12 protein-coding genes, 1 tRNA gene and 1 pseudogene are annotated in these 13,120 nt (G+C 63.4%); 8 read left to right on the top strand and 6 right to left on the bottom strand.

From position 1 onward, the window contains the following. Nucleotides 1-81: 81 nt before the first annotated feature. Nucleotides 82-342: pseudogene (locus ACOZKU_RS19795) on the top strand (DUF2934 domain-containing protein); the annotation flags it as partial. Between the two features lie 53 nt (nt 343-395). Here the strand turns inward: ACOZKU_RS19795 and ACOZKU_RS19790 are convergent. Together ACOZKU_RS19790 and ACOZKU_RS19785 are read right to left on the bottom strand one after the other, a co-directional pair. Next, nucleotides 396-471 (bottom strand) — tRNA-Ala (locus tag ACOZKU_RS19790). A gap of 147 nt (nt 472-618) precedes the next feature. Next, on the bottom strand, nt 619-1,005 hold the full coding sequence (locus tag ACOZKU_RS19785; protein ID WP_314092566.1) for a TIGR02300 family protein: 387 nt from the start codon (nt 1,003-1,005) through the stop codon (nt 619-621). A gap of 266 nt (nt 1,006-1,271) precedes the next feature. On the opposite strand from ACOZKU_RS19785, the gene aroA reads away from it, so the two are divergent. The 3 genes from aroA to rpsA all read left to right on the top strand — a co-directional run bounded on the left by aroA (nt 1,272) and on the right by rpsA (nt 5,204). Continuing rightward, on the top strand, nt 1,272-2,627 hold the full coding sequence (aroA, locus tag ACOZKU_RS19780; protein ID WP_421580305.1) for a 3-phosphoshikimate 1-carboxyvinyltransferase: 1,356 nt from the start codon (nt 1,272-1,274) through the stop codon (nt 2,625-2,627). Nucleotides 2,628-2,696: 69 nt separating this feature from the next. Next, nucleotides 2,697-3,335 (top strand): (d)CMP kinase, encoded by a 639-nt coding sequence (cmk, locus tag ACOZKU_RS19775; RefSeq protein ID WP_421580304.1) that lies wholly within the window; start codon nt 2,697-2,699, stop codon nt 3,333-3,335. A 162-nt stretch (nt 3,336-3,497) separates the two neighbouring features. Next, on the top strand, nt 3,498-5,204 hold the full coding sequence (gene rpsA / locus ACOZKU_RS19770; RefSeq protein WP_421580303.1) for a 30S ribosomal protein S1: 1,707 nt from the start codon (nt 3,498-3,500) through the stop codon (nt 5,202-5,204). Between the two features lie 73 nt (nt 5,205-5,277). Here rpsA and ACOZKU_RS19765 read toward each other — a convergent pair whose 3' ends face one another. Beyond that, nucleotides 5,278-7,032, bottom strand: coding sequence for a hypothetical protein (locus ACOZKU_RS19765; RefSeq protein ID WP_421580302.1), 1,755 nt, complete (start codon nt 7,030-7,032; stop codon nt 5,278-5,280). Nucleotides 7,033-7,424: 392 nt separating this feature from the next. Between ACOZKU_RS19765 and ACOZKU_RS19760 the strand changes: the two genes are divergently transcribed. Together ACOZKU_RS19760 and ACOZKU_RS19755 are read left to right on the top strand one after the other, a co-directional pair. Continuing rightward, nucleotides 7,425-8,807 (top strand): nicotinate phosphoribosyltransferase, encoded by a 1,383-nt coding sequence (locus ACOZKU_RS19760; RefSeq protein ID WP_421580301.1) that lies wholly within the window; start codon nt 7,425-7,427, stop codon nt 8,805-8,807. 56 nt (nt 8,808-8,863) lie between these two features. Further along, the gene (locus ACOZKU_RS19755) at nt 8,864-9,199 is read left to right on the top strand and encodes a DUF6665 family protein (protein WP_421580300.1); all 336 of its coding nucleotides are present in this window, start codon (nt 8,864-8,866) and stop codon (nt 9,197-9,199) included. On the opposite strand, the gene ACOZKU_RS19750 is transcribed toward ACOZKU_RS19755, so the two are convergent. From ACOZKU_RS19750 to ACOZKU_RS19740, 3 genes are read right to left on the bottom strand one after another with little or no spacing between them, the layout of a single operon-like run. After that, complete coding sequence (locus ACOZKU_RS19750) at nt 9,196-10,446, bottom strand: hypothetical protein (RefSeq protein ID WP_421580299.1); 1,251 nt, start codon at nt 10,444-10,446, stop codon at nt 9,196-9,198. The genes ACOZKU_RS19755 and ACOZKU_RS19750 overlap by 4 nt on opposite strands. A gap of 54 nt (nt 10,447-10,500) precedes the next feature. Further along, complete coding sequence (locus ACOZKU_RS19745; RefSeq protein ID WP_421580298.1) at nt 10,501-11,373, bottom strand: DUF817 domain-containing protein; 873 nt, start codon at nt 11,371-11,373, stop codon at nt 10,501-10,503. An 8-nt stretch (nt 11,374-11,381) separates the two neighbouring features. Further along, a complete protein-coding gene (locus tag ACOZKU_RS19740) occupies nt 11,382-12,008 on the bottom strand; it encodes a ribonuclease D (protein ID WP_314092585.1) in 627 nt (208 codons plus the stop codon). A gap of 108 nt (nt 12,009-12,116) precedes the next feature. On the opposite strand from ACOZKU_RS19740, the gene ACOZKU_RS19735 reads away from it, so the two are divergent. Then, the gene (locus ACOZKU_RS19735; protein ID WP_421580297.1) at nt 12,117-12,401 is read left to right on the top strand and encodes a hypothetical protein; all 285 of its coding nucleotides are present in this window, start codon (nt 12,117-12,119) and stop codon (nt 12,399-12,401) included. Nucleotides 12,402-12,511: 110 nt separating this feature from the next. Further along, nucleotides 12,512-13,120, top strand: a 609-nt coding sequence (locus ACOZKU_RS19730) for an NAD(P)-dependent oxidoreductase (protein ID WP_421580296.1), incomplete at its 3' end; no start/stop codon positions are given.

Raw genomic sequence — 13,120 nt, 5'->3', positions numbered from 1 at the left:
CGCAATGCCTGCCGAAGGAACATCCTGCCCCGCCGGCCGTTTTTCATCGCAACATGAAGGGAGCCTGTCATGACCGACGACCGTGAAGAAAAAATCCGCAAGCGCGCGCACGAACTTTGGCAACAGCAGGGGCAGCCGGACGGCAATCCGGATGACCACTGGTATCAGGCAGAACGGGAAATCGACCAGGGCGGTACGGGCGAAATCGAAGGCGACGACGTGCCCAATCTCGCCGCCTTGCGCGAGGCCGCGCGCCAGCACAATGACACGTTTATCGTGAAGACCGATTTGGAAGACGCCGATCAACGCGAGGCAACGCCGGGCATGCGCGAACAGCCTTGAAGGCGAAAACGCCGCTGAAGTGCTGTGTGCGCATATCTATCTTAGGAAAGGTTTGGTGGAGCTAAGCGGGATCGAACCGCTGACCTCTTGCATGCCATGCAAGCGCTCTCCCAGCTGAGCTATAGCCCCATAACGGGTCCGGCAGAGCCGGTTTCCGGGAACCGAAGCGGCGCTGCCGTTCGGTGTGGCGGCTTATTACTTCCCGTCTGGAAGGATGGCAAGCCGAAAAATGAAAACCGGCCGATTTTTTTTAAAACCGGCCGGTAAATCAAAATCTTACGCTTCGTCGTCGTCGCCGCCGACGCCGATGATGCCGGTCATATCGTCATCGTCGTCCTCTTCCTGCTCCAGGAAGGTGTCGTCGTCGTCGCCATCGATTTCGACATCGTCGTCGCCGAGATCAGGCAGGTCGTCGCCGCCAGCTGCATCGTCGTCGGCATCCTCGAGCGAAACGAGTTCGACTTCGGTGTTCTCGGTATCGACTTCGTTGGTGTCTTCGTCCTCTTCCTTCTCAAGAACCGCAGCCGCAGAGGTCTCTTCGAAGAAGGACAGCGGATAGGACTTGCCGGTATAGGGGGAAACGATCGGGTCGCGATTGAGGTCGTAGAACTTCTTGCCCGTTTCCGGGTCGATGCGTTTGGTTCCGAGTTCCGCTTTTGCCACAGTCAAAGCCTTCTGAGTGCCGAATGTTTCCGGCGGGGCCGGTTGTCCGGCGCGTTGAACGGTAAATTGATTAGCCGGTCCCCTTAATCGTCTTGCGCAATCCTGTCAAAGCCTAACTTTGGAGCTGACTCCGGGGAAAGCCGGCCTGCGTTGCGAGCCGAATGTTTTTCGGCAGGAGGATGACGGTTTAAATCGTTTGTGATAGCTAGCCCGCGTTCTCCCCGGCACTTCTTCCGGGAAGCCACTGTCGATCAAGGAAGACGCCCATGTCGCACGGCGCCAATGCCCGGCCCGCAACCGCCCGCAAATCCTCCGGTCTCACCGGAACCGTCCGCATTCCCGGCGACAAGTCGATCTCCCACCGTTCCTTCATGTTCGGCGGCCTGGCCAGCGGCGAGACCCGCATCACCGGCCTGCTGGAAGGCGAGGACGTCATCAATACCGGCAAGGCCATGCAGGCCATGGGCGCCAAGATCCGCAAGGAAGGCGATACCTGGATCATCAACGGCGTCGGCAATGGCGGCCTTCTGGCCCCTGAGGCGCCGCTCGACTTCGGCAATGCCGGCACCGGCTGCCGCCTGACCATGGGCCTCGTCGGCGTCTATGATTTCGACAGCACGTTCATCGGCGACGCTTCGCTCACCAAGCGCCCGATGGGCCGCGTGCTGAACCCGCTGCGTGAAATGGGCGTGCAGGTGAAGTCGGAGGACGGCGACCGTCTTCCCGTCACCTTGCGTGGTCCGAAGACGCCGACGCCGATCACCTATCGCGTGCCGATGGCCTCCGCGCAGGTGAAGTCCGCCGTGCTGCTTGCCGGCCTCAACACGCCCGGCATCACGACGGTCATCGAGCCGATCATGACGCGCGACCATACCGAAAAGATGCTGCAGGGCTTTGGCGCGAACCTCACCGTCGAGACGGATGCCGATGGCGTGCGCACGATCCGGCTGGAAGGCCGCGGCAAGCTCACCGGCCAGGTCATCGACGTTCCGGGTGACCCGTCCTCGACGGCCTTCCCGCTGGTGGCCGCCCTGCTCGTTCCGGGCTCCGACGTCACCATCCTCAACGTGCTGATGAACCCGACCCGAACCGGCCTGATCCTGACACTGCAGGAGATGGGCGCCGATATCGAAGTCATCAGTCCCCGCCTTGCCGGCGGCGAGGACGTGGCGGACCTGCGCGTCCGCTCCTCCACGCTCAAGGGCGTGACGGTGCCGGAAGACCGCGCCCCGTCGATGATCGACGAATACCCGGTTCTCGCCGTCGCGGCCGCTTTTGCTGAAGGCGCGACCGTGATGAACGGCCTGGAAGAACTCCGCGTCAAGGAAAGCGACCGCCTCTCGGCCGTCGCCAACGGCCTCAAGCTCAACGGCGTGGATTGCGACGAGGGCGAAACCTCGCTCATCGTGCGCGGCCGTCCGGATGGTAAAGGTCTCGGCAATACCTCGGGTGCGGCCGTCGCAACCCACCTCGACCACCGCATCGCCATGAGTTTCCTCGTCATGGGCCTCGTCTCGGAAAACCCCGTGACGGTGGACGACGCGACGATGATCGCCACGAGCTTCCCGGAGTTCATGGACCTGATGGCGGGACTGGGCGCGAAGATCGAGCTCGAGGCGTAAAGCGCTTGGCATCGCCCCCCTTCTTCCGCTAACGCTTGATGACGAGCCTGTGACGCACACGGATACGCCATGAAAACGATCGCCATCGACGGTCCCGCAGCTGCCGGCAAAGGGACGCTCTCGCGCCGGATCGCCGAGGTCTATGGCTTTCATCATCTCGATACCGGGCTGACATACCGCGCGACCGCGAAGGCTTTGCTGGACCGTGGCCTGCCGCTCGACGACGAGGCGGTTGCCGCCGATGTCGCGCGCAATCTCGATCTCGCCGGGCTCGACCGTTCGGTCCTGTCAGCCCATGCCATCGGTGAAGCGGCCTCGAAGATCGCGGTGATGCCCTCGGTGCGGCGGGCGCTGGTCGAGGCGCAGCGCACCTTTGCAGCGCGCGAGCCGGGAACGGTGCTGGACGGCCGCGATATCGGCACGGTCGTCTGCCCGGATGCGCCGGTGAAGCTCTACGTCACCGCCTCGCCGGAGGTGCGCGCCAGGCGCCGCCATGACGAGATCCTCGCCGGCGGCGGGGTGGCCGATTATGAGACGATCCTCGACGATATCCGCCGTCGCGACGAGCGCGATATGGGCCGCGCAGACAGTCCTTTGAAGCCCGCGGACGATGCGCACTTGCTTGATACATCGGAAATGAGTATAGAGGCGGCGTTTTCTGCGGCACGGTCGATCGTCGACGCTGCATTTAAGCACCAGCAATTCTAGGAAAAGTGTGAAAGCGGTTTTCCGTTCAGGATCGCGCAAGCATAAAGAGCAAGGCCTGCCCCCCGCGCCGGATTTGCTGCCTTTCAAGGCAGCGGGCATCGTTTTGTTCCTCATCAACGCTAACCCCCGGCGCCCGTGCCTTTTGGCACATCAGGAGTTTTAATGTCTCAAGCAAACCCCACGCGCGAAGATTTCGCAGCCCTTCTGCAGGAATCCTTCGCGTCTAACGATCTCGCCGAAGGCTATGTCGCCAAGGGCATCGTTACGGCCATCGAGAAGGACGTCGCCATCGTCGACGTCGGCCTCAAGGTCGAAGGTCGCGTACCGCTCAAGGAATTCGGTGCCAAGTCCAAGGACGGCACGCTGAAGGTCGGTGACGAAGTCGAAGTTTACGTCGAGCGCATCGAAAACGCGCTGGGCGAAGCTGTTCTGTCGCGCGAAAAGGCTCGCCGCGAAGAGAGCTGGGCCAAGCTCGAAGTCAAGTTCGAAGCCGGCGAGCGCGTCGAAGGCGTCATCTTCAACCAGGTCAAGGGTGGCTTCACCGTCGATCTCGACGGCGCCGTTGCCTTCCTGCCGCGTTCGCAGGTCGACATCCGTCCGATCCGCGACGTCACCCCGCTCATGCACAACCCGCAGCCCTTCGAAATCCTCAAGATGGACAAGCGTCGCGGCAACATCGTTGTCTCGCGTCGTACGGTTCTCGAAGAGTCGCGCGCCGAGCAGCGTTCTGAAATCGTTCAGAACCTCGAAGAAGGCCAGGTTGTTGACGGCGTCGTCAAGAACATCACCGATTACGGTGCGTTTGTTGACCTCGGCGGCATCGACGGCCTGCTGCACGTCACCGACATGGCCTGGCGCCGCGTCAACCATCCGTCGGAGATCCTGTCCATTGGCCAGCAGGTCAAGGTTCAGATCATCCGCATCAACCAGGAAACCCACCGCATCTCGCTCGGCATGAAGCAGCTCGAGTCGGATCCGTGGGATGGCATCGGCACCAAGTACCCGACCGGCAAGAAGATTTCCGGTACGGTCACGAACATCACCGACTACGGTGCGTTCGTCGAGCTGGAGCCGGGCATCGAAGGCCTGATCCACATCTCCGAAATGTCCTGGACCAAGAAGAACGTTCACCCCGGCAAGATCCTGTCCACGAGCCAGGAAGTCGACGTGGTCGTTCTCGAAGTCGATCCGACGAAGCGCCGCATCTCGCTCGGTCTCAAGCAGACCCTCGAGAACCCGTGGCAGGCCTTCGCGCACAGCCACCCGGCTGGCACGGAAGTCGAAGGCGAAGTCAAGAACAAGACCGAATTCGGTCTGTTCATCGGCCTCGACGGCGACGTGGACGGCATGGTGCACCTGTCGGACCTCGACTGGAACCGTCCGGGCGAGCAGGTCATCGAAGAGTTCAACAAGGGCGACGTCGTCAAGGCTGTCGTTCTGGATGTGGACGTCGACAAGGAGCGCATCTCGCTCGGCATCAAGCAGCTCGGCAAGGACTCGGTCGGCGATGCCGCCACGTCCGGCGACCTGCGCAAGAACGCCGTCGTTTCGGCTGAAGTCATTGCGATCAACGATGGCGGCATCGAAGTGAAGCTCGTCAACCACGAAGACCTCACCTCGTTCATCCGCCGCGGCGACCTGTCGCGCGACCGTGACGAACAGCGTCCGGAGCGTTTCTCGGTCGGCCAGACCGTCGACGCCCGCGTCCTCAGCTTCTCGAAGAAGGATCGCAAGATCCAGCTTTCGATCAAGGCTCTGGAAATCGCTGAAGAGAAGGAAGCCGTCGCACAGTTCGGTTCGTCCGACTCGGGCGCTTCGCTCGGCGACATCCTCGGCGCGGCTCTGAAGAACCGCGGCAACGCCGAGTAAGCCTTGGCTTACGAAATGAAGAGCCCGCGGAGAGTGATCTCCGCGGGCTTTTTCGCTTCGGGGATGTTGTTGCCTAGGTCCAGTAGTCGCCGAGCTTCTGGTAGAAGACGAGGCCGGGTTCGATGACGCCGACCATCTCGGCCGTCTTTTCGCGCCGGCGGGCCATATCGGGTGTTTCCGGTTCGCCGCCATCTTCAGCCGTATCTTGGGAATTTTCCTCTCCGCCACCCTGTTCGCCGGCAGTGCCGTCTTCATCGGTGGCCTCATCCTGTTCCGCTTCCTGGGCTTCCGACCATTCAAGATCGTCCTCGGCCGGCAGATAAGGCACGAAGGCGAGCGGAATTCCCTCGCGGGCGACCACGGTCGGCAACGCAAGATCGGGCTGGACGGCGGCTTGTGCCTGGGCAGCGCCGTTTTCCGCAAGGCGCTGGGCGGGGCGAGCCTCCTCGGCGAGAACAGGTGCCGGCCGTGCCAGGACAGATGCCGTTTGCGTCGGATCGGGCCGAAGGCGCGCCGTTTCCTCCGGCACGTCGGCGCTCGCGGTTTCCACATCCTGTTCGGCAGCTGCGACGGCCTCCGCCTCCTGTTCGACGACAGGTGGGAGCCTGGTCCCTTTCAAGTCGATGTCCGGCGGCAGGACGAAATCGAGCGGACGTTCGAGAAGCGTGCGCAGGAACGTCGCCTCCTCGGGCGAGAGGTTTTCGACGAGATGAATGACCGCTTCCGTCAGAAGGGCAGGCGGCAGGTCGCGGGCCACGGCTTGCAGCACGCTGCGCGCCAGGGCCTGGCCGGCGGTGTTGGCGAGCGGCTGCCGAAGCGAGGGTTCTTCGCGTTTGACCGTTGCGGGCGTGCCGTCCTCAGGCTCCTGCGCATCGGCCTGTTGAGGCTTGGCGATATCGAGCGCTTCCACCATCGGGCGGTCGTCCGCAAGCACTGGGGCAGGCGCGGTCACGACCGGGCGTGCCTCGGGCGTCCGCTGAACGACGGGAGTCTCGTTCGGCTGCCGCACGGTGCCGGCAAGCTCGCTCCGCGCTGTCGTCGTTGCGCGCGTTTCAGCCTTGCCGGCCGTTTCCACCCTTGCCGTGGTCACCGACGTTTCCGTTTTCACCGCGATTTCGGCTTTTGGAAGCGTTGCCGCTTTCTCGGCCTTTCCCGCGGTTACAGGCGCTTCCGCCGGCTGGCCGGTCACGGCGCGCGGCTTGCTGCCGCCGTCGAAATCGAAGACGCGTTTCAGCATGACCTGCAGGGTGCGGGCATCGCCGCTGAGCAGCTGCGCCATCTGGGCGGCCTGTTGCAGGCTGTGGCGGCCGATGACGGCAAGTTGCTGCGCCGTAAGCGCAGCAGGCTTCTGCGTACCGGCGGTGTGGCCCTCGGTCGCGTGGTTGTCTTCGGCTATCAGGCTCGTGGCCAGCAGGGTGGCGAGTTTCTGCGCCTCCGGGCCGTTCGGATTGCGCACGATCTCCACGAGCGTGCGCGTCGGCACGGCAGAGAGGACGGTGCTGATCAGCTTTTCCACGGCCGGACGCATTTCGGGCGGCAGCTTGGCGATGAGGTCGGCGAGCTTGCGGCCGCTTTCGCCGTCCCGGCCAGGCAGGGTCTTCAGGACGGTCAGCAATGTCTCGAGCAGGTCGCGGTTGGGGCTCGGCTCGCCGCTGTGCGGCATGTGCTTCAGCAGCGTCTCGATGAGGCGCAGCACGACTTCGGCGCGCAGATTGGCAAGGGCGGCTGCGGAAAGCGGGGGCTTGGCGGCGGCATCGACCGAGGCCCCGGCCGCGAGGGCAGGGGTGGGTTGGGCCGTCCCGGTCGTCGGTGCCACGCGCGGCAGCATGCCTGCCTCCTGTTCGCCGCCTTGCCGATGCGCCGCATCCGCAAGGTCTTGCCAATGTTCCATCGTTCGTCGGATGGCGCATCATGCGCGACGCTGCGAGGGGATGCTTCGGCCCGGACGAACCAGGCTTCTTACGCGGAGGCGACGGGTAAACTGAACCGCTTGACTGTGCCGGACGGGTGTTCCCGGGACTCCGAACAACTTCTGGCTTCTAAATTTGCCATTTTATGGTTAACGAATTCCTAACGGACGAAAGAGCCTTCGCAGCTGCAGCAAATCCTCCCGTGTTGTCCCGCTCGACGGCCCTTGCCCCTTATGCTCAGCTCAAGTAAATCTTGCCAGCACTGTTGGCCGCCGGTGAAGCGGGCCGCGGATGCGGCGGAGACTTTTCAATGAACCTCACCAACCTCGTCCTCAACACCGACAGCTACAAGTTCAGCCATTACCTGCAATATCCGCCGGAAACGCACGCCATCTCGTCCTATGTCGAGGCGCGCGGCCATTCGGACCATGCGGAAGTGCTGTTCTTCGGCCTGCAGATGTTCCTCAAGGAATATTTGTCGAAACCGGTGACGATGCAGGATGTCGATGAGGCGGAAGCCATCGTCACGGCGCATGGCCTGCCGTTCAACCGCGAGGGTTGGACGCATATCGTCAACAAACACGGCGGCTACCTGCCGCTCCTTATCGAGGCGCTGCCGGAGGGTACGCTGGTGCGCCGCGGCGTACCGGTGGCGCAGGTCGTGAATACGGATCCGGCCTGCTACTGGCTGACCTCCTATATCGAGACGGCCTTCCTGCGCGCCATCTGGTATCCGAGCACGGTCGCCTCCAATTCGCGCAAGGTGAAACAGATCATCCAGCCGTTCCTGGAGAAGACCTGTGACGATCCGGCAAGCGTCCTGCCCTTCCGCCTGCACGATTTCGGTGCGCGCGGAACGACCAGCCTCGAGCAGGCCGGCATCGGCGGCGCGGCGCATCTCGTCAATTTCATGGGCACGGATACGGTGAGTGCCGTGCTCTATGCCCGCCGCTATTATGGCGCCGACATGGCCGGCTATTCCATTCCCGCCTCCGAACACTCGACCATGACCTCCTGGGGCCAGGAGCATGAGGCCGAGGCCTATGGCAACATGATCGACAAGTTCGGCGGTAAGGGCCTCTATGCCGTCGTCTCCGACAGCTACGACATCAACAATGCCGTCTCGGAAATCTGGGGCAAGCAATTGAAGGACCGCGTACAGGCGGCCGGCGGCACGCTTGTCGTGCGGCCCGACAGCGGCGATCCGGTCGAAACCCCGGTACAGGTGCTGCGCCAGCTCGCCTATGCCTTCGGCACGCATCTGAACGGCAAGGGCTACAAGGTGCTCGACAACAGCGTGCGCGTCATCCAGGGCGACGGCATCTCGCCCGCCGATATCGGCCTCATTCTCGGCCGGCTGGAGGCCTTCGGCTTCTCGGCGGAGAACATCGCCTTCGGCATGGGCGCGGGCCTGCTCCAGCGCGTCAACCGCGATACATATTCCTTCGCCATGAAGGCCAATGCAAGGCAGGATTCCGCCGGTGCTTGGCACGATGTCTATAAGCGTCCGGCGACGATGAACCTGAAGGCTTCCAAGGCCGGCCGCCAGGCAGTGGTCGAGGGCTATATCGGCCTGGAAGGTGCACGCGTCGACCAGCTCGCCGGTCGCCGCAACCTGCTGCAGCCTGTCTGGCGCGACGGCAAGCTGCTGGTAGACTGGCATTTCGAAGAGGTGCGCGCCCGCGCGGTGTGAGGCTCTTGTCGTCCGGGCTTTGCCACGCCATCTTGAGGTCCTGACGGAGACGAAAGATGACGGTACGCCCGCCGCAGGCGCTCGCCCCCTCCTTCACCAAGGAGACGGGGCTCAATATCCTCGAATACGAACTGATGTCGGAGCGGGCGGATTCGCTTGGCCGGCACGGGCTGAAGGTCGAGAAGGCGATCGCGCTGCTCTCGGAGCGTCTTGCTGCCGGGTGTAGCGAGACGGAGCGCGAAGACCTGCTCAATGACGCGGCCGACAAGGTCTGGGCCTTCTTCATCCAGCGCGAAATGTGCGGCCTGCGCAGCCAGAAGGACGCGATCCGCCGCTACGGCATTCCGCCGGAGGTGATCGCAAGGCTCGGCATCGTCAGGAAGAAAGCTTAGGCGACGAGCTGGCGTGTGATCAGGTCGTAGATCCCGTTGTCGTCGATGCGCAGGGCAAAGATTTCCTTTTTCGCGTCCTCCCGCTCGTCCTTCTCCTTCGTGCCGGCGGCATCGAGATTGCGCACGGCCTCGCCCGTCGTTTCCGCAGGCGCGTCCTTGCGCTCAAGAAGCGTGTTGTCGGGTTTTGTGGATGCCTTTTCAACCGCTTTGGTCGCTTCCGCACCGGAAGCGAGGAGCTGGATCGTATCGACGGCATCCTGTGACGGTCCGGTCGCGGTTTTACCGTCCGTCTTGCCCTTGGCGGCATCCTCATGGGCGCGGCCGATCGCGTCCTGCAAATCCTTGACGTCCTCGAGCTTTTCGCCCGCCTCGAGCTTCCGGATCGTCGCCTCGCGCTCCTTGCGCGTTTCGGCATCCTCGACGCGGGTCGGGTCGCGCCTGGTGCGCTCGAGCTTCAGTTCGTCGATCGTCTTGGGGTTCGCGGCGTCTTCCAGACGCGCGAGCACCTTCTGCATTTCCGGCGTCAGCGCCTTTTCATCCTTGGCCTTTTCCGCCAGCGCATCCTTCACGCGCCCGGCTTCCTCGCCATAGGGGTTGCGGATCGCCGCCACGAGATCGCTGGCGCGCAGGCCGAGATCGGTCAGGCCGGTCTTCTTCTCGATCGTCGCCGTATCGGCCGGCAATTCGCCACGCTGGCGGGTCAGCATGGCCGAGAGGCGCTGCTCGTAGTCGGCATCCGCCTCGCCGTCGCCTTGCGTTACACCCGTCGCAAGCGCCAGGCGCGCGACGAGATTGGCGCCGGCATCGTCCGAAGGACCGCTCATCGCCTGTTTGACGGCATCGAGCGTCGTGCCGAGGGCCCGCAAGGAAACATTGAGCTCGCTGCCCTTCGAGGGAAGCCCCACGGCATCGACGAGGGTCAACTGGTCGGCAAGGCGCTGGGCGAAATTGCGGGCGGTCTCGCCCTCCTGCTGGGTTATGCCGAGCGCGTCGGAAAAGCGGGAGATCAGTTTGGCGAGCGTGTCGCCGTCCTGAATGCTGTTGCCGAAGAAATGTTCGTTGATGCGGGCATTGGCTTGGCGCGCGGCATCGTCAGGGCGCAGATGCCCCTGTTGGACGAGATCGTCCTTCTTGCGGCCGCTGGCCTTTTCCGCTTCCTCGCGCTGGCGGTCCTCGATCGTCGTGACGATCGATTGCAGCGCCGAAACGGCGGCGGTGGACTGCGCGCTCTGCAGGGGTGTCAACATGATGGCAACCTCCAGAATCGCTGGAAGGATAGCTGCCCGCCCGTTAATCGGACGTTAAGTCTGCGCCGGCCGGATTTGAGGGGTGTCGGGTGGTTGCGGCCGGCAGACGATCGTCACCAGCACGAAGCTCACATAAAGCAGCAGATACCACGAGCCGAGCTTGTTGAACGACACCATGTGCCAGACATGCTGGCCGGGATAGAGCCACACACCCGTTGCCGTGCCGATATTTTCGGCAATCCAGAGGAAGATGCTGGTGAGGAACGCGGCGAGCACCAGCGGCATCCAGCGCGGCTTTATCTCCACCGTATAATAGATGCGTACCCGCCCGAAGAGCAGCACGGTGGCCGCAAAGAGCAGGATGCGGATATCGGGCAGGTAATGGTGCGCGTAGAAATTGGCGTAGATGGCGATCGCCAGCACCGCCGTCGTCCAGAACGGCGGATAATGGGTGAAACGCATGTCGAAGATACGGATGGCGCGCGCCATGTAGCTTCCCACCGAGGCATACATGAAGCCGGAAAACAGCGGCACGCCGCCGATGCGGATCAGCGCCTCCTCGGGATAGGTCCAGGAGCCCATATGGACCTTGAAGATCTCCATGACGGTACCGACGACATGGTAGATCAGAATGACCTTCGCTTCTTCAAGCGTCTCCATCTTCAGCATCAGGAACGTGACCTGAATGGCGAGCGCCATCAGGAAGAGAGCATCATAGCGGTAGAGCGGCCAGTCCGGCTGCCAGACGAGCTTGGTAAGGATGATCAGCCCGAGCATCAGTCCGCCGAACAGGCAGGCCCAAGCCTGTTTCAAGCCGAACAGGATGAATTCCGAAAGCCCCGGCGGCAGGGCGGCGAGCCGGCCGCGAATGAGCCGGCGCAGCGGCTCCAGCGTCGGGCCGGTCTGGTGCTGTTGTCCGTTCTGCACCGCAGGGCTCAGCTATGGGCGAAGATGTCGGTCTCTTCCCAGCCGATCAGATCGAGCTTGGCGCGGGTCGGCAGAAAGGTGAAGCAGGCTTCGGCATGCGGGAGTCGGCCATCGCGCACCAGACGCGCCATGAGCTTGTCGCGCAGGGCATGGAGATGCAGCACGTCGGAGGCGGCGTATTCGAGCTGGGCCTGCGACAGGGTCTCGGCCGCCCAGTCGGACGACTGCTGCTGCTTGGAAATGTCGACGTCGAGCATTTCCTTGAGGTTTTCCTTCAAGCCGTGGCGGTCGGTGTAGGTGCGCGTCAGGCGCGAGGCGATCTTGGTGCAGAAGACCGGCGTCGTGGTGACGCCGAAGGTGTGGAAGAGCACCGCGATGTCGAAACGGCCATAGTGAAAGATCTTCTGGCGGCTCGGATCTTCCAGCATGGCGACGAGGTTCGGCGCTTCCTTCTGGCCGGCGGCGATGCGGATGACGTCGGCGGAGCCGTCGCCGGAGGAGAGCTGGACGACACAGAGCCGGTCCCGGCGCGGAATGAGGCCGAGCGTTTCCGTATCGATGGCGATCGCCCCGGTATAGCGGGCCGCATCGGCCGCCGAGATGTCACCTTCGTGATACCGGATTGCACTTGCCATGAAAAACCCCATCTAACCAATTGGAATGATCGCAGGCCTATAGCGCATGTCGCCGGCCGGCGGTATCTCTTTGTGGATTGCGAAAGGCCGGCTTCGCCGGATAGGACGATGAAGACACGAGCCACCCTTGCCCTTCTGGCTTTTCTGCTATCCGCCGCCGGCGGCCAGGCGCAGGTGTTCAAGGACCTGCCCGGCGTGACGCCGAGCGACGCCACCGATGAATACAAGAGCAAGGGGCAGGTGGCCTGCGAACCGACGGTGGGTTATGCGCGCGACCGCGATTTCCGCTGGATGCCGCGCAACATGTATGTCTGCGAGCAGAACGGCATAACCGCAAGCGGCACGGCGCTGCCGCCGTCCAGCGTGCGTGCCCTGCGCGGCCTGGGGTACTAGTCAATCCGGAAAAGGGTGCAGCGGTTTTGCGTCCGGAATTGCGCAAGCACCCCGGTCGCACGCTCCTCACGCCCGTGCTACCACGGCATGGACGCACATCCGGAGGAGCCATGACCGACAAGACAATGCCGCTGGTGATCAGCGCGCCCGAGCCGCGCACGCTCGATCTCATCTTCACGCCACAGGCCGAAGCGGAACTGCGCCGCACCTACCGCATCGTCGAGGCCGATCCGGAAAACATTGCCGGGCTCGGTGACGCCGTACTGTCGGAGGCGCGCTATATCATCGGCCAGCCGCCGCTTTCGGCGGAAACACTGGGCCGCATGCCCGATCTGCGTGCCATCCTGAACGTCGAGAGCAATCTCCTTAACAACATGCCCTACGAGATCCTGTTTGCCCGCGGCATCCATGTCGTGACGACGGGGCAGGTCTTCGCCGAGCCGGTCGCCGAGCTCGGCCTTGCCATGGCGCTGAACCTTGCGCGCGGCGTCATTGACGCGGATGTCGCCTTCCGCGAGGGGCGCGAATTGTGGGGCGGTGAGGGCAACGCCTCGGCGCGTCTCCTGTCGGGCTCCGAGATCGGCATCGTCGGCTTCGGCGATCTCGGCCGGGCGCTGAACCGCGTGCTCTCCGGCTTCCGCGCGAAAATCCGGGTCTTCGATCCCTGGCTGCCACCGTCGATCCTGCGCGAGGCGGGCGTCGAGCCGGCTTCGCTCCCC

The organism is Shinella sp. M31 (genome assembly GCF_049199205.1).
Classification (GTDB): Bacteria; Pseudomonadota; Alphaproteobacteria; order Rhizobiales; family Rhizobiaceae; genus Shinella.
The sequence above is the reverse complement of the archived record's forward strand: the minus strand, read 5'-3'. Positions and strand labels throughout refer to the sequence as shown.